This is a genomic window from Streptomyces sp. NPDC052721, from assembly GCF_040678315.1.
In the GTDB taxonomy this organism is placed as follows: Bacteria; Actinomycetota; Actinomycetes; order Streptomycetales; family Streptomycetaceae; genus Streptomyces.
The window spans coordinates 24,670-39,775 of record NZ_JBFATL010000040.1 but is presented as its reverse complement, the minus strand read 5'-3'; the positions used below and the strand labels follow the sequence as shown (position 1 = coordinate 39,775).

The window sequence follows — 15,106 nt, the reverse complement described above, 5'->3', positions numbered from 1 at the left end:
TGACAGTGAGTGCCCGATTCCGCGCCCTGGGTGACCCTGCGCGGTGGAAGGTGCGAACCGGTCGCCCCCGGGGCGTGACCACCACCACAGGACGCCCGTTGTCTTCTTCATGAGCCCGGAACCCCGGGGCTCATCGGCCGGGAGCCACCCGGCCGACCCAGCACCGCATCCCGAGGGAGCCACCCGTGCCGCGCATGCTCGACGTCAGCGACGCCGTACGCGCCGAGATCGGCGACGAAGAAGCCGACCGGCTGCTCGCCGGAGAGAACGCCCCGGGCAGTTACGACTGCACGTCGTGCCGCACCCCGGGCGACTCCGAGCAGGAGCGCACCAGCACCGTTCTGTTCGTCGGCGACGAGACCGCCGTCCTCGCCTTCGCCCACGCCAGCTGTCTGCCCTCGCAGGTCGTGCAGGTGACGGAGGAGCAGCTCCAGGGCGCCGTCCGCTCCATCGGCGCCGTCGGTGGCGACCCGGCCGGCGGTGAGCCGCGCCAGTCCGTGCCCGAGCAGGCGGTGCTCGGCGTGACCAGCGGGCTCGTCCTGGTCGACGGGGAGCTGCACCCCGCGCTCGTCATCGAGCCGACCTCGCCGATCGTCCGTCCGGGCACCACCGGGACGGGCGACGACTTCCTGCCGCTGCTCATCGAGCAGGGCTTCATGCCGGTGACCCAGCTGGCGTCCGTCCCTCCGGTACTGCACGGCTGGTCCGTCCTGCTGGCCGTGGGCCGGCTGCACGCGGTGCTGCAGCCGTCGGCGGCCGGCGGGCAGCCGGTGGCCTGGTGGCAGGCGCACCAGCCGCTCCAGGTCACCGACAGCTGGCGGGCCGCCGCGAACAAGCACCAGCAGGTGCTGATGTTCGCCGCGCCGGTCGGGTCCATCGGGCGTCAGCCCCGGGAGGACCTGCTGCGGGACGCGCTGGACAAGGCCGCCGCGGCCGGCAAGCTGGTCGCCGCGGCGCTCCCCCTCGCGGGCACCTGAGCCCCGGGGCCGTCCGGCCGCATCTCTTTGAGGTTCCGGTCGTTTGGACATACGTGCACGCATACGACACTCCTCCCCGCCGGTCCTTCTCCTCCGTGCCGTCCGCCCGGGCGGCGCACGAGCCGTCCGGCGGGCCCTCGGCCACGCCGATCTACGACTCGCTCTACGCGGAGTGGGTCAGGACCTTCCGCACACTGCCGGGGGACCGCAGCGGTGAGGAGGGGCTGAGGTTCAGCGCCTTCGGGGAATTCCCGGACGGCACGGGCGCGTACGGCGGGCACCGGGCGGGGTCGTTCAGCAGCTCCTACAGCGCCTACAGCGCGGGGGCCTACAGCGCCCGGCAGCAGTCGCAGTGGCAACGGGTCGGCACGCTGGGCCGGCAGCACGAGACGGGGATGCAGCATGTGCCGGCCGTGGCCGCCCTGCCGCCGGGGCCGCGCCGGAGCGCGTGACGGGCACACGGACGAGGAGGGCGGCCCTGGAACACCAGGGCCGCCCTCCTCGTCGTACCGCCGTTACTTCTTCTTCGCGCCGCGCTTCTCGCGCACCCGCACCGAGATGTGGATCGGGGTGCCCTCGAAGCCGAACTCCTCGCGCAGGCGGCGCTCGATGAAGCGCCGGTAGCCCGCCTCGATGAAGCCGGAGGCGAAGAGCACGAACCGCGGGGGCTTGGTGCCGGCCTGGGTGCCGAACAGGATGCGCGGCTGCTTGCCGCCCCGGACGGGGTGCGGGTGGGCCGAGACCAGCTCGCCGAGGAAGGCGTTCAGCCGGCCCGTGGGGACGCGTGTCTCCCAGCCGGCCAGCGCCGTCTCGATCGCCGGGACCAGCTTCTCCATGTGCCGGCCGGTGCGCGCCGAGACGTTGACCCGGGGCGCCCAGGCGACCTGGCCCAGCTCGGTCTCGATCTCCCGCTCCAGGTAGTAGCGGCGCTCCTCGTCCAGCGTGTCCCACTTGTTGAAGGCGATGACCATCGCGCGGCCCGCCTCGACGGCCATGCTGATGATCCGCTGGTCCTGCACCGAGATGGACTCGGAGGCGTCGATCAGCACGACGGCGACCTCGGCCTTCTCCACGGCGGCGGCCGTGCGCAGCGAGGCGTAGTAGTCGGCGCCCTGCTGGAGGTGGACGCGCTTGCGGATACCGGCGGTGTCCACGAACTTCCAGGTCTTGCCGCCGAGTTCGATGATCTCGTCCACCGGGTCACGGGTGGTGCCCGCCAGCTCGTTGACGACGACGCGCTCCTCGCCGGCCACCTTGTTCAGCAGCGAGGACTTGCCGACGTTCGGGCGGCCGATCAGGGCCACGCGGCGGGGGCCGCCGATCGCGGTGCCGAAGGACTGCTCGGGGGCGTTCGGCAGGACCTCCAGGACGGCGTCGAGCATGTCGCCCGTGCCGCGGCCGTGCAGGGCCGAGACCGGGTGGGGCTCGCCGAGGCCGAGGTTCCACAGGTAGGCCGCGTCGGCCTCGCCGCTCGGGCCGTCGACCTTGTTGGCGCACAGCACGACCGGCTTGCCGGCCTTGCGCAGCAGCCGGACGACCGCCTCGTCGGTGTCGGTCGCGCCGACCTTGGCGTCGACCACGAAGACGACCGCGTCGGCCGCCTCGATCGCGTACTCGGCCTGGGCGGCCACGGAGGCGTCGATGCCGAGGACGTCCTGCTCCCAGCCGCCGGTGTCCACGACCTTGAAGCGGCGGCCGGCCCACTCGGCCTCGTAGGTGACCCGGTCGCGGGTGACGCCCGGCCGGTCCTCCACGACCGCCTCACGGCGGCCGATCATCCGGTTCACCAAGGTCGACTTGCCGACATTGGGGCGGCCGACGACGGCGAGCACGGGCAGCGGACCGTGGCCCGCCGCCTCGATGGCGCCCTCGACGTCCTCGATGTCGAAGCCCTCTTCCGCGGCGAGCTCCATGAACTCCGCGTACTCGGCGTCGCCGAGAGCCCCGTGCTCGTACTCGTGCTCGGCCGAGCCGTCGGGCTGGATGTCGTCGTTCATGAAGTCCGTACCTCGTCGTTCATTCGTGGTGATCGGTGGAAAGCCCCCGCGGGGGCTGATCCACTACTCAAGTGTCGCCCGGCGCCCGGTCAGGCGCCTGGCGTTTTCCAGGTGGCTGGTGAGCTGCTTCTGGATGCGCTCGGTCGCCTCGTCCAGCGCCTTGCGCGTACGCCGCCCGCTGCCGTCGCCCGCCGGGAACGGGTCGCCGAAGACGACGTCGACGCGGGAGCGCAGCGGGGGCAGCGCCTTTATCAACCGGCCGGGCCGCTCCGCGCTTCCCAGGACGGCCACGGGGACGATCGGCGCCCCGCTGCGGACCGCGAAGTAGGCCAGCCCGGCGCGCAGCGAGGCGAAGTCGCCCTCGCCCCGGGTGCCCTCCGGGAAGATGCCCAGCACTCCCCCGGCCGCCAGCACGTCGAGGGCCTGGCCGATCGCGGTGCGGTCGGCGGCGGCGCGGTCCACCTTCAGCTGGCCGATGCCGGTCAGGAACGGGTCCAGCGGACCGACGAAGGCTTCCTTCTTGATCAGGAAGTGCGTCGGCCGGGGTGCCACGCCCATGACCATCGGGCCGTCGATGTTGTGGGAGTGGTTCACCGCGAGGATCACCGGGCCGCTGGCCGGCACCTTCCAGGCGCCGAGCACGCGCGGCCTCCACAGCCCGTACATCAGGCCGACGCCGATACGGCGCCCGACCTCGGCGCCCCGCTCCGACGCGACCGGCGGACGGCTCACTTCCCGGCCCGCTTCTCCTCGACCAGGGTGACGACGCACTCGATGACCTGGGCGAGGGTCAGCTCGGTGGTGTCCACCTCGACCGCGTCGTCGGCCTTGGCGAGCGGCGAGGTCTTGCGGCTGGAGTCGGCCGCGTCCCGCTTGATCAGGGCCTCGCGGGTGGCGTGGACGTCGGCGCCCTTCAGCTCGCCGCTGCGGCGGGCCGCGCGGGCCTCCGGGGAGGCGGTGAGGAAGATCTTCAGGTCGGCGTCCGGCAGGACGGTCGTACCGATGTCCCGGCCCTCGACCACGATGCCGTTCTGCGCGCCGGCGGCCAGGGAGCGCTGCAGCTCGGTGATCCGGGCGCGCACCTCGGGCACCGCGCTGACCGCGCTGACCTTGGAGGTGACCTCCTGGGTGCGGATCGGGCCGGCCACGTCGACGCCGTCGACCGTGATGGTCGGGGCGGCCGGGTCGGTGCCGGAGACGATCTCCGGCTTGCCGGCGACGGCGGCGATGGCGCTCGGGTCCTCCAGGTCGATGCCGTTGGTCACCATCCACCAGGTGATCGCCCGGTACTGGGCACCGGTGTCCAGGTAGCTGAGGCCGAGCTGCGCGGCCACGGCCTTCGACGTGCTCGACTTGCCCGTGCCGGAGGGACCGTCGATCGCGACGATCACGGGCTTGGCGGTCGGGGCGGCGCCGTTTTCCACGGGAGGGCACCTTCCTGGTGAAGGGTGGTGAGCGGGGTCCGGGGCGCGAGGGCGCCCCGCACAAGGTTACTGGCTCGCGGGAGGCGCCCTCACCGGGTGTTACTGGCGCAGCGCCCAGCCCCGCTCGCGCAGTGCTTCCTCCAGCACGGGCACCGCCTTCGGTTCGACACTCAGCTGGACCAGACCGGCCTGCTGCCCGGTCGCGTGCTCGATCCGGACGTCCTCGATGTTGACCCCGGCCCGGCCCGCGTCGGCGAAGATGCGGGCCAGCTGGCCGGGCTGGTCGTCGATGAGGACGACGACGGTCTCGTACGTGCGCGGGGCGCTGCCGTGCTTGCCGGGTACCCGCACCTGGCCCGCGTTCCCGCGGCGCAGCACGTCCTCGATCCCGGCGGTGCCCTCGCTCCGCTTGGCCTCGTCGGAGGACTGCAGGGCGCGCAGCGCCCGGACCGTCTCGTCCAGGTCGGCGGCGACGTCGGAGAGCAGGTCGGCGACCGGTCCCGGGTTCGCGGACAGGATGTCGATCCACATGCGCGGGTCGGAGGCGGCGATCCGGGTCACGTCCCGGATGCCCTGCCCGCACAGCCGTACGGCGGCCTCCTCGGCGTGCTCCAGGCGCGCGGCGACCATGCTGGACACCAGGTGGGGCATGTGGGAGACGAGGGCGACGGCGCGGTCGTGGGCGTCGGCGTCCATGACGACCGGGACGGCCCGGCAGTGCGAGACCAGCTCCAGGGCGAGGTTGAGCACCTCGGTGTCGGTGTCCCGGGTCGGGGTGAGCACCCAGGGGCGGCCCTCGAAGAGGTCGCCGGTGGCGGCCAGCGGGCCGGACTTCTCCCGGCCGGACATCGGGTGCGTGCCGATGTACGCGCTGAGGTCCAGGCCGAGCGCCTCCAGCTCGCGGCGGGGGCCGCCCTTGACGCTGGCGACGTCCACGTAGCCGCGGGCCACGCCCCGGCGCATGACGTCGGCGAGGATCCCGGCCACATGGGCGGGCGGGGCGGCCACGATCGCCAGGTCGACCGGGCCCTCGGGGGCCTGGTCGGTGCCGGCGCCCAGCGCGGCGGCCGTGCGGGCCTGCTCGGGGTCGTGGTCGGCGAGGTGGACGGTGACGCCGCGCTGGGCGAGGGCCAGGGCGGCGGATGTGCCGATCAGGCCGGTTCCGATGACGAGTGCGGTTCTCACTGGGCGATGTCCTTGCGCAGGGCCGCGGCGGCGCCGAGGTAGACGTGGGCGATGTCGGCGCGGGGCTTGTCCGACTCGATGTGCGCGAGGATCCGCACGACGCGGGGCATGGCGCCCTCGATGTCCAGTTCCTGGGCGCAGATGAGGGGCACGTCCACGATGCCGAGCTTGCGGGCGGCGGCGGCCGGGAAGTCGCTGTGCAGGTCGGGGGTGGCCGTGAACCAGATGCTGATCAGGTCGTCGGCGGTCAGCCCGTTCCGTTCCAGGACGGCGGTGAGCAGGGCCGCGACCTGCTCCTCCATGTGACCGGCCTCGTCCCGCTCCAGTTGGACGGCCCCCCGGACCGCTCGTACCGCCACGGCGCTGCTCCTCGCTGACGTGCGTGTTCCGTTCTTGGTCCGTCCAGCGTAGTCAGCCCGCGCGGGACCGGCGCGGGCCGCTCGCTCGCTGAGACGATGCGAGAGTTCCGGTATCTACCGATATGCACGTCTGTACGGAGGTCTGACATGCCCCAGCCAGCGACACGGCGGACAGTTCTCGCCACGGGCGCCGGTGCGTTCGCCCTGGGATGCGTGGGGTGCGGCGCCAAGGACGGCGGTGCGGCCACGTCGGCATCGTCGGCGTCGGCGTCGGCGTCGGCGGCCCCGGCCGGGAAGGAGGCGGCGGCCCCCGAGGGGAAGGCGCTGGCGAGGACGGGCGACATCCCGGAGGGCGGCGGCAAGGTGTTCAAGAAGGAGAAGGTGGTGGTCACCCAGCCCGAGAAGGGTGACTTCAAGGCCTTCTCGGCGATCTGCACGCACCAGGGCTGCCTGGTGGACGAGGTGGCGGACGGCACCATCGACTGTCCGTGCCACGCCAGCAGGTTCCGCGTCGCCGACGGCTCGGTGGCGCACGGCCCCGCGACCAGCCCGCTGCCCCAGCGGTCGATCACGGTGGACGGAAATTCGATCCGCCTGACCTGAGGGTGCCGCGTACGCTCCGGGGATGCAGCCGCAGGACCTCGTACGCGCGCACACGGTCTACGCCTGTGTCATGGGCTCCCGCGCCTTCGGCCTGGCGACCGACGCCAGCGACACCGACCGGCGCGGGGTGTTCCTCGCCCCGACCCCGCTGTTCTGGCGGTTCGAGAAGCCGCCGACGCATGTGGAGGGGCCGGGCGAGGAGCGGTTCTCCTGGGAGCTGGAACGGTTCTGCGAGCTGGCGCTGCGCGGCAACCCGACCATCCTGGAGTGCCTGCACTCCGCGCTGGTGGAGCACGTGGACGACACCGGCCGCGAGCTGCTGTCCCTGCGCGGCGCCTTCCTGTCCCGGCAGGCGTACGACACCTTCACCCGCTACGCCCTCGGCCAGCGCAGGAAGCTCGACGCCGACGTCCGCGCGAAGGGCGCCCCGCGCTGGAAGCACGCGATGCACCTGTTGCGCCTGCTGATGAGCGCCCGGGACCTGCTGCGCACCGGTGAGCTGCGGATCGACGTCGGTGAGCAGCGCGAGCGCCTGCTGGCGGTGAAGCACGGTGAGGTGCCGTGGGCGCAGGTGGAGGCGTGGATGGTCCGGCTGGCGGCCGAGGCCGAGCAGGCCCTGTGGGGCAGCCCGCTGCCGCCGGAGCCGGACCACGCGCGCGTGGCCGCGTTTCTGCACCGGGTGCGCCGGGACTCAGCCCTCCAGGCGGAGCCGGACCACCAGGTCGTGCAGGGCGTCGTGGGCACCGGTCGCGTCGGGCAGGGCTGAGCCGGCCTGCGCCTCGTCCAGCACGGTGTGCAGCCGCTCCACGTCGGCCTCCACGCGCGCGTGGTCGACGTCGGCCTTGCCGTGCTCCCGGTCCCGCTTGGCGGCGATCAGCTCGGGCAGATAGCCGGGAGCGCCGACCTCGTCCAGCAGCGTGGGCAGATGGGCCTGGACCTCGCCGCTGCGCATCAGGTGGATGCCGGTGAGCAGCACGCGGAAGGTGTAGAGCAGCGGCTTGAGTTCGCCGGTCTTCTCGAACAGCCGCCACTGGGTCACCGCGAACCCCCGGTAGTGGTGGGCGTGGTGGCTGGTGAGGACACCGGGGGCCAGGGCGGCCAGCTCCCGGTGGGCCTCGGAGGTGTGCACGACCAGGGGCGAGAGCAGCTGCTCCAGCACATAGCCGCTGCGGCGGAGCATCAGCCGTACGAACTTGCGCAGGTCGTGGGTGACGAGGTCCAGCTCGACGCCGTACCGGACCCAGGTCCGCGAGCGGGTCTCCTCCGGCTCGCGCAGGCCGACGAGGTCGGCGGCGGGGAGCAGGTGGACGCCCCGCAGGTCCAGGTCGGAGTCCTGCGAGGGGAAGCCGTACAGGTGGGCTCCCGAGACGGTGGCGAACAGCAGCGGGTCGGGCTGTTCCGCGACCACCGGGGCCAGGTCCATGTCGAGGTCGTCGATCATGGACCTAAGCGTCCCAGAGCGCTCCCAGGGCCAACAGGTCGCCTCGGTACTCGATCCGCTCCGCCCAGTCGGCGGGCCAGACCCCGGCGCCCAGCCAGGCGCCCGCGAAGGCGCCGGTGAGGCAGGCGATGGAGTCGGAGTCGCCGGCGGTGCAGGCGGCCCGGCGCAGGGCGGTGACGGGCTCGTCGGGGAAGAGCAGGAAGCACAGCAGCCCGGTGGCGAGGGCCTCCTCGGCGATCCAGCCCTCGCCGGTGGCCAGGCAGGGGTCGGTCTCCGGGGAGACGGTCCGTACGGCCTCCTGGAGCCGGCCGAGGATCGCCAGGCACTCGTCCCAGCCGCGCGCGATGAACTGCTCGGGGCCGGGGTCCTGCGAGCGGGTCCACAGGTCGCCGAGCCAGGTGTGGTGGTAGCGGGTGCGGTTCCGAAGGGCGTAGGAGCGCAGGTGACCGACCAGTCCGGCCGGGTCGGTGCCCCGGGCGAGCAGGTGGACGGCGTGGGCGGTGAGGTCGGAGGCGGCCAGCGCGGTGGGGTGGCCGTGGGTGAGCGCGGCCTGCAACTGGGCCGCGCCGGCGCGCTGTTCGTCGCTCAGAGCGGGGGCGAGTCCGATCGGGGCGACCCTCATGTTGGCGCCGCAGCCCTTGGAGCCGGTCTGACTGGCGTCCTGCCAGGCGCGGCCCTCCGCCTTGAGCAGCTCACAGGCCCGCAGACAGGTGTTGCCGGGGGCACGGTTGTTCTCCGGCGACTGGTACCAGTCCACGAACTCCGCACGCAGGGGCCGCTCCAGCCGCTTGGGGGCGAGGTGTCCGCGCTCCATGGCCGTGCGCAGGGCTCGCCCCAGAGCGAGAGTCATCTGGGTGTCGTCGGAGACGAAGGCCCGCTTCGGCAGCTCCATCTGCCGCCAGGGCCCGCACTTGGCGAGAATCGACGGGACGTCGTCGAACTCGGTCGGGAAGCCGAGGGCGTCCCCCAGGGCGAGGCCGAGAAGCGCTCCGGTCGCCGGATGCCTGGGCATATGCACATCCCCCTTTATCGTCACCATGACAATAAAGGGGGATGGCGATCACGGCAAGGCGCTTTTAGAGGTCGACTTCCTTCATCAGCATGCCGACCTCGGTGTTCGACAGGCGGCGCAGCCAGCCCGACTTCTGGTCGCCCAGGGTGATCGGGCCGAAGGCGGTGCGCACGAGCTTGTCGACCGGGAAGCCCGCCTCCGCCAGCATGCGGCGCACGATGTGCTTGCGGCCCTCGTGCAGGGTCACCTCGACCAGGTAGTTCTTGCCGGTCTGCTCGACCACCCGGAAGTGGTCCGCGCGCGCGTAGCCGTCCTCCAGCTGGATGCCGTCCTTCAGACGCTTGCCCAGGTCGCGCGGGATCGGGCCGACGATGTGCGCGAGGTAGGTCTTCTTCACGCCGTACTTGGGATGCGTGAGGCGGTGGGCCAGCTCACCGTGGTTGGTGAGCAGGATGACGCCCTCGGTCTCGGTGTCCAGCCGGCCGACGTGGAAGAGCCGGGTCTCGCGGTTGGTGACGTAGTCACCGAGGCACTGCCGGCCCTCCGGGTCCTCCATGGTGGAGACCACGCCGGCGGGCTTGTTCAGCGAGAAGAACTGGTACGACTGGGTCGCGACCGTCAGGCCGTCGACCTTGACCTCGTCCTTCTCGGGGTCGACCCGCTTGCCCTGCTCGGTGACGATCTCGCCGTTCACCTCGACCCGGGCCTGGTCGATCAGTTCCTCGCAGGCCCGCCGGGAGCCGTAGCCCGCGCGCGCGAGGACCTTCTGCAGCCGCTCGCCCTCCTGCTCGGCGCCCGGGAAGGTCTTGGGCAGCTTGATGTCCTTCTTGCCCGCGTACCGCTCGCGGTTGCGCTCCTCGACCCGCGTCTCGTACTCGCGCGAGCGCGCCGGAGCCGTACGGCCGCCCTGCTGGGGCCGCTTCGGGCCGCCCTTGGTCCCTCCCCGCGCGGCACCGCCACGCCCGGCCTTGGGGCCGTCCTTGGTGGCCCCCGGGCCCACGTCGTAGCGGCGCTCCTCGGGGCGGGGCTTGCGGGGCCGGCCCTGCCCCTGCTTCTGGTCCCTGTCGTTGCCGGCACCGCGGTAGTTACCGCGCCCGCCGCTCTTGCCGCTGCCGCTGCTTCGCATCAAGGTTTCCGTCTTAGTCGTCTGCGTCCTGACCGCCGGGCGCGTCGGGCGCGTCCGGGTCGAACGACGGGACTCCCTCCTGGGTCTCGGCCTCGATCGCCTCCGCCTCCGGGAGGAAGGGCGCGAGCTCCGGAAGCTCGTCCAGGCCACGCAGGCCCATCCGCTCCAGGAAGTAGTTCGTCGTCCTGTACAGGATCGCACCTGTTTCGGGTTCCGTGCCCGCCTCCTCGACCAGACCGCGCTGGAGGAGGGTGCGCATCACGCCGTCGCAGTTCACCCCGCGCACGGCGGAGACCCGGCTGCGGCTGACCGGCTGGCGGTAGGCGACGACCGCCAGGGTCTCCAGCGCGGCCTGGGTGAGCCGGGCGGTCTGGCCGTCCAGGACCAGCCGCTCGACGGCGGGCGCGTAGGCGGCGCGGGTGTAGAAGCGCCAGCCGCCCGCGACGAACCGCAGCTCGAAGCCGCGGCCCTGCACGGTGTACTCGTCGGCCAGCTCCCGCAGGGCGTCCGCGATCTGCCGCCTGGGCCGCTCCAGGATCTTCGCCAGGTGCTCCTCGGTCGCGGGCTCGTCCACGACCATGAGCATCGCCTCCAGGGCGGGCTTGAGGTCGAGGCCGGCGACGGCCCGCAGCCCGGCCGGGACCTCGGCGGTCTGCTCACTCACGGCTTCTTCTCCTCCTCGGTCGGCTCGGGCGGCCGGTCGAACTCGTCCGTGACCATGGGCACGGCGTCCGCGTCCCCGCCGGTCCAGCGCACGGTCAGCTCTCCGAGCGCGGCCTCCTGCTCCAGGGCGACGGCCTTCTCCCGGTACAGCTCCAGCAGGGCGAGGAACCGGGCCACGACGGTGAGCGTGTCGTCGGTGTCCTCGATCAGCGCCCGGAAGCTGGCCTCGCCCAGCTCGCGCAGCCGGGCGACCACGATCCCGGCCTGCTCCTGCACGCTGACCAGCGGGGCGTGGATGTGGTCGACGTAGACCCGCGGTTCGGGCTTGGGCTGCATGGCCTTGACCGCCAGCTCGGCGAAGCCCTCGGGGCCGATGCTGATGACGACCTCGGGCAGCAGCTCGGCGTGCTGCGGTTCGAGGCCGACGGTACGGGGCCGGCGGCGGGCCTCGTCGTCGAGCCGCTGGTCGAAGATGTCGGCGATCTGTTTGTAGGCGCGGTACTGGAGCAGCCGGGCGAACAGCAGGTCCCGGGCCTCCAGCAGGGCCAGGTCGGCCTCGTCCTCCACCTCGGCGGCGGGCAGCAGCCGGGCGGCCTTGAGGTCCAGCAGCGTGGCCGCGACGACCAGGAACTCCGTGGTCTGGTCCAGGTCCCAGTCCGGTCCCATGGCCCGGATGTGCGCCATGAACTCGTCGGTGACCTTGGACAGGGCGACCTCGGTGACGTCCAGCTTGTGCTTGGAGATCAGCTGGAGGAGCAGGTCGAAGGGGCCCTCGAAGTTCGCGAGGCGGACTGTGAAGACGCCGTCGGAAGCGGGCTCGGACTCGGCGGGCTCCGGCTCGGGCTCAGTGGGTTCCGGCTGGGGCTCGGCCAGCTCCGGCTCGGGCTCAGTGGGTTCCGGATCCGGCAGCTCCGGCTGCGGCAGCTCCGGCTCGGGAGCCTCGACGGGTACGGCGGCCGGCTCGTCCGGCGTGGCTCCCGGCCCTCGCCCCAGCGCACGCCGACGACCGGCGGATGCGCCGGGGGCAGGGGCTCCGTTCGAGGTCATAGCCCCCGCAGGCTATCGCTACCGCCCGCGCAGCCGTCGTACGAGGATGCTCGCGTCCCCACGGGACTCCAGGTCGGCCAGGACCACCGCCACCGCCTCACGGACGATCCGCCCGCGGTCCACCGCGAGCCCGTGTTCGCCGCGGAGCACCAGCCGCGCGTGCTCCAGGTCCATCAGCTCCTCGGCGGAGACGTAGACGGTGATCTTCTCGTCGTGCCGCTCGCGCCCGCTGGGCCGCCGGGCCGCCGACCGTCCGCGCTTGCGCGGCTGCTCGGCGGCAGAACCTTCCTGCGCCGTCTGCCGGCGCGCCGGGCGGGTGCGGGACTCGCCGGCCTCGGCCGGCTCGGCCTCCGCCGCCACATGCTCCGCGCCCTCCCCGTCACCGCTCTGGACGGGCACTGCCTGCGGTGCGTCCGCGGCGGCGGCCTCGTCGCTCTCCCCCGCGGGAGCCGGCACCCGGGCCTCGCCGTTGGCCGCGCGGCGGGGCGTGGACGGCTGGAGCGCCATCCCCCCGGTCGTGCGGAACAGTTCGTCGGCCCCGGGCAGACTCACTCGGCGTGACACCGGGCGAGCACCTCCCTGGCGAGCTGGCGGTAGGCGGCGGCACCGACGGAGTTGGAGGCGTACGTGGTGATCGGCTCACCGGCGACCGTGGTCTCCGGGAAGCGGACCGTGCGGCCGATGACCGTGTGGTAGACGTGGTCGTCGAAGGCCTCGACCACGCGGGCCAGCACCTCGCGGCTGTGGACCGTGCGCGAGTCGTACATCGTGGCGAGGATGCCGTCGAGCTCCAGCTCGGGGTTGAGCCGTTCCTGGACCTTCTCGATGGTCTCGGTCAGCAGGGCCACACCGCGCAGGGCGAAGAACTCGCACTCCAGCGGCACGATCACCTTGTGGGCGGCCGTCAGCGCGTTGACGGTGAGCAGGCCGAGCGAGGGCTGGCAGTCGATCACGATGTAGTCGTAGTCGGGCAGCAGCGGCTTCAGCGCCCGCTGGAGCGTCGACTCGCGCGCGACCTCGGAGACCAGCTGGACCTCGGCGGCCGACAGGTCGATGTTGGACGGCAGCAGGTCCATGTTGGGGACCGCCGTCTTCAGCAGGACCTCGTCCGCGGACATGCCCCGCTCCATGAGCAGGTTGTAGACGGTGAGGTCCAGCTCCATCGGGTTGACGCCGAGACCGACCGACAGCGCGCCCTGCGGGTCGAAGTCCACGAGCAGCACGCGCCGGCCGTACTCCGCGAGCGCGGCACCCAGGTTGATGGTCGACGTCGTCTTGCCGACGCCGCCCTTCTGGTTGCACATCGCGATGATCGTCGCGGGGCCGTGGTCGGTCAGCGGGCCCGGGATCGGGAAGTACGGCAGCGGGCGTCCGGTCGGGCCGATGCGCTCACGGCGCTGGCGGGCCGCGTCGGGCGCGAGCGTGGCCGCGTACTCGGGATCGGGCTCGTACTCGGCGTCGGGGTCGTAGAAGTGCCCCTCGGGCAGTTCGTCGTAGTCGGCGAAGTGGTTGTGGGGCGCGCCACTTCCGTCGCCGGCCATGGCGTTCACGTGATGGCCATCCATGCTCTGGTGTGCTGTCCCGGCCGTCTGCGGACCGGAACTCTGGTGGGCTGCGAAGGTGCGCACAGCTACGGAGCCGACAGCCTCGAATCCCGCGGGCCCCTGGCCCCGTGCAGGCATTCCTGGTTGACCACCCCCGGGAGAAAATGTCGACTCATTCACAAGTCGTCTTACCTCCTTGGTGACCAGGAAACTTCTAGACAAGGTCAGCGTGGCACCATGCCGACGGTTGGCGACTCTATGGCGTGTCGGCGGTCCGCAGCAACACAATCCGCCGGACCCGGCAGGATGTGTCGGCAATGAAACATCTCGCTGTCAAGGGCGTACGGCCGTCGCACAGCAGGTTTCACCGGTGTGCGAATCGGTCGAAGGGTTACGTTCGAGGCGAGTTGACCGAGAGCCGCAAAGTGACCATACACACACCCGGCCGGACCTTGTCGGGCAAGGTCCGGCCGGGTGCGCGCTGTTGACGAGCCGTGTTGACGAATCGCCTTTTGGGTCAGCCGAGAAGGCTCTCCAGCTCGACGTGGTCCAGGCCGTGGGCCTCGGCGACCTCCTTGTAAACGACCTTGCCGTCATGGGTGTTGAGGCCCTTGGCGAGCGCGGCGTCGCGGCGCAGCGCCTCCACCCAGCCGTTGTTGGCCAGCGAGACGATGTACGGCAGCGTCGCGTTGGTGAGGGCGTTGGTGGAGGTGTTGGGCACCGCGCCCGGCATGTTGGCGACGCAGTAGAAGACCGAGTTGTGGACCCGGAAGGTCGGCTCGGCGTGCGTGGTGGGACGGGAGTCCTCGAAGCAGCCGCCCTGGTCGATCGCGATGTCGACAAGGACACTTCCCGGCTTCATGCGGGACACCATCTCGTTGGTGACCAGCTTCGGGGCCTTCGCGCCCGGGATGAGGACCGCGCCGATGACGAGGTCGGCGTCGAGGACGGCCTTCTCCAGCTCGAAGGCGTTGGACATGATCGCCTTGACCTTCGTACCGAAGATCCGGTCCGCCTCGCGTAGCTTGTTGATGTCGCGGTCGAGCAGGGTCACCTCGAAGCCCATGCCGATGGCGACCTGGGTGGCGTTCCAGCCGGAGACGCCGCCGCCGATGACCACGGCCTTGGCCGGGGTCACGCCCGGGACGCCGCCCGGCAGCACGCCGCGGCCGCCGGCCGCGCGCATCAGGTGGTAGGCACCGACCTGCGGGGCCAGCCGGCCCGCGACCTCGGACATCGGGGCGAGCAGCGGCAGCGACCGGTTCGGCAGCTCGACCGTCTCGTAGGCGATGGCCGTGGTGCCGGACTCGATCAGCGCGTCCGTGCACTCCTTGGAGGCGGCCAGGTGCAGGTAGGTGAAGAGGATCTGGTCCTTGCGCAGGCGGTGGTACTCCTCGGCGATGGGCTCCTTGACCTTCAGCAGCAGGTCGGCGGCGGCCCAGACCTCGTCGGCCGCGTCGAGGATGGCGGCACCGGCCGAGACGTACTCCTCGTCCGTGATGGAGGAGCCGAGGCCGGCGCCCCGCTCGACGACGACCTGGTGGCCGTTGCGCACCAGCTCGTGCACACCGGCGGGGGTGATGGCCACCCGGAACTCGTTGTTCTTGACCTCGCGGGGGATGCCGACCTTCACGTCGATCACGGTCCTTGGCTCAGAGGGTATGGGGGTGCAGTACAGACGTACCCAGACATGCGGGGGCATACCGGGAGACACCGCAGGAGAACGAG

The 15,106-nt window shown here is 72.0% G+C and carries 17 protein-coding genes; 4 read left to right on the top strand and 13 right to left on the bottom strand.

Annotated elements, in window-relative coordinates; genetic code table 11:
- The first annotated feature begins 185 nt into the window (after window positions 1-185).
- Window positions 186-977: a hypothetical protein gene (locus tag AB0L21_RS30575; RefSeq protein WP_365705294.1), complete on the top strand. Its 792-nt coding sequence runs from the start codon at window positions 186-188 to the stop codon at window positions 975-977.
- A gap of 53 nt (window positions 978-1,030) precedes the next feature.
- Window positions 1,031-1,429: a hypothetical protein gene (locus AB0L21_RS30570; protein WP_365705296.1), complete on the top strand. Its 399-nt coding sequence runs from the start codon at window positions 1,031-1,033 to the stop codon at window positions 1,427-1,429.
- Window positions 1,430-1,492: 63 nt separating this feature from the next.
- On the opposite strand, the gene der is transcribed toward AB0L21_RS30570, so the two are convergent.
- The 5 genes from der to aroH all read right to left on the bottom strand — a co-directional run bounded on the left by der (window position 1,493) and on the right by aroH (window position 5,942).
- Window positions 1,493-2,974 carry a ribosome biogenesis GTPase Der gene (gene der / locus AB0L21_RS30565; protein ID WP_356346773.1) on the bottom strand — a complete coding sequence of 494 codons (1,482 nt, stop codon included), beginning with the start codon at window positions 2,972-2,974 and terminating at the stop codon, window positions 1,493-1,495.
- Window positions 2,975-3,037: 63 nt separating this feature from the next.
- Window positions 3,038-3,706 carry a lysophospholipid acyltransferase family protein gene (locus tag AB0L21_RS30560; RefSeq protein WP_365787691.1) on the bottom strand — a complete coding sequence of 223 codons (669 nt, stop codon included), beginning with the start codon at window positions 3,704-3,706 and terminating at the stop codon, window positions 3,038-3,040.
- Entirely contained in the window at window positions 3,703-4,398 is a 696-nt protein-coding gene (cmk, locus tag AB0L21_RS30555) for a (d)CMP kinase (protein ID WP_365705301.1), read from the bottom strand. The genes AB0L21_RS30560 and cmk overlap by 4 nt, the downstream gene beginning before the upstream one ends.
- Before the next feature lie 99 nt (window positions 4,399-4,497).
- Window positions 4,498-5,583, bottom strand: a complete 1,086-nt coding sequence (locus AB0L21_RS30550) for a prephenate dehydrogenase (RefSeq protein ID WP_365705303.1) — start codon at window positions 5,581-5,583, stop codon at window positions 4,498-4,500.
- Window positions 5,580-5,942, bottom strand: coding sequence for a chorismate mutase (gene aroH / locus AB0L21_RS30545; protein ID WP_365705305.1), 363 nt, complete (start codon window positions 5,940-5,942; stop codon window positions 5,580-5,582). The genes AB0L21_RS30550 and aroH overlap by 4 nt, the downstream gene beginning before the upstream one ends.
- 147 nt (window positions 5,943-6,089) lie before the next feature.
- On the opposite strand from aroH, the gene AB0L21_RS30540 reads away from it, so the two are divergent.
- On the top strand, window positions 6,090-6,545 hold the full coding sequence (locus AB0L21_RS30540; protein ID WP_365787689.1) for a Rieske (2Fe-2S) protein: 456 nt from the start codon (window positions 6,090-6,092) through the stop codon (window positions 6,543-6,545).
- 22 nt (window positions 6,546-6,567) lie between these two features.
- Entirely contained in the window at window positions 6,568-7,311 is a 744-nt protein-coding gene (locus AB0L21_RS30535; RefSeq protein WP_365787687.1) for a nucleotidyltransferase domain-containing protein, read from the top strand.
- On the opposite strand, the gene AB0L21_RS30530 is transcribed toward AB0L21_RS30535, so the two are convergent.
- The 8 genes from AB0L21_RS30530 to ald all read right to left on the bottom strand — a co-directional run bounded on the left by AB0L21_RS30530 (window position 7,237) and on the right by ald (window position 15,011).
- Window positions 7,237-7,986, bottom strand: coding sequence for a nucleotidyltransferase domain-containing protein (locus AB0L21_RS30530; RefSeq protein WP_365787685.1), 750 nt, complete (start codon window positions 7,984-7,986; stop codon window positions 7,237-7,239). The genes AB0L21_RS30535 and AB0L21_RS30530 overlap by 75 nt on opposite strands.
- Window positions 7,987-7,990: 4 nt before the next feature.
- Window positions 7,991-8,998 (bottom strand): ADP-ribosylglycohydrolase family protein, encoded by a 1,008-nt coding sequence (locus AB0L21_RS30525; protein ID WP_365787683.1) that lies wholly within the window; start codon window positions 8,996-8,998, stop codon window positions 7,991-7,993.
- A 64-nt stretch (window positions 8,999-9,062) separates the two neighbouring features.
- On the bottom strand, window positions 9,063-10,124 hold the full coding sequence (locus AB0L21_RS30520) for a pseudouridine synthase (protein WP_365705315.1): 1,062 nt from the start codon (window positions 10,122-10,124) through the stop codon (window positions 9,063-9,065).
- A 13-nt stretch (window positions 10,125-10,137) separates the two neighbouring features.
- Entirely contained in the window at window positions 10,138-10,788 is a 651-nt protein-coding gene (scpB, locus tag AB0L21_RS30515; RefSeq protein WP_365705317.1) for an SMC-Scp complex subunit ScpB, read from the bottom strand.
- The gene (locus AB0L21_RS30510) at window positions 10,785-11,834 is read right to left on the bottom strand and encodes a segregation/condensation protein A (protein ID WP_365787681.1); all 1,050 of its coding nucleotides are present in this window, start codon (window positions 11,832-11,834) and stop codon (window positions 10,785-10,787) included. The genes scpB and AB0L21_RS30510 overlap by 4 nt, the downstream gene beginning before the upstream one ends.
- 18 nt (window positions 11,835-11,852) lie before the next feature.
- Complete coding sequence (locus tag AB0L21_RS30505) at window positions 11,853-12,398, bottom strand: hypothetical protein (protein WP_365787680.1); 546 nt, start codon at window positions 12,396-12,398, stop codon at window positions 11,853-11,855.
- Window positions 12,383-13,516 carry a ParA family protein gene (locus tag AB0L21_RS30500; protein WP_365705323.1) on the bottom strand — a complete coding sequence of 378 codons (1,134 nt, stop codon included), beginning with the start codon at window positions 13,514-13,516 and terminating at the stop codon, window positions 12,383-12,385. The genes AB0L21_RS30505 and AB0L21_RS30500 overlap by 16 nt, the downstream gene beginning before the upstream one ends.
- Before the next feature lie 379 nt (window positions 13,517-13,895).
- Entirely contained in the window at window positions 13,896-15,011 is a 1,116-nt protein-coding gene (gene ald, locus AB0L21_RS30495) for an alanine dehydrogenase (RefSeq protein WP_365787731.1), read from the bottom strand.
- Window positions 15,012-15,106: the final 95 nt, after the last annotated feature.

Coding starts and splice junctions, on each gene's coding strand:
- AB0L21_RS30540 (WP_365787689.1), top strand. CDS start 6,090: ATGCCCCAGCCAGCGACACGGCGGACAGTTCTCGCCACGGGCGCCGGT.
- AB0L21_RS30500 (WP_365705323.1), bottom strand. CDS start 13,516: ATGCCTGCACGGGGCCAGGGGCCCGCGGGATTCGAGGCTGTCGGCTCC.
- AB0L21_RS30525 (WP_365787683.1), bottom strand. CDS start 8,998: ATGCCCAGGCATCCGGCGACCGGAGCGCTTCTCGGCCTCGCCCTGGGG.
- AB0L21_RS30520 (WP_365705315.1), bottom strand. CDS start 10,124: ATGCGAAGCAGCGGCAGCGGCAAGAGCGGCGGGCGCGGTAACTACCGC.
- AB0L21_RS30530 (WP_365787685.1), bottom strand. CDS start 7,986: ATGATCGACGACCTCGACATGGACCTGGCCCCGGTGGTCGCGGAACAG.
- der (WP_356346773.1), bottom strand. CDS start 2,974: ATGAACGACGACATCCAGCCCGACGGCTCGGCCGAGCACGAGTACGAG.
- AB0L21_RS30535 (WP_365787687.1), top strand. CDS start 6,568: ATGCAGCCGCAGGACCTCGTACGCGCGCACACGGTCTACGCCTGTGTC.
- AB0L21_RS30510 (WP_365787681.1), bottom strand. CDS start 11,834: ATGACCTCGAACGGAGCCCCTGCCCCCGGCGCATCCGCCGGTCGTCGG.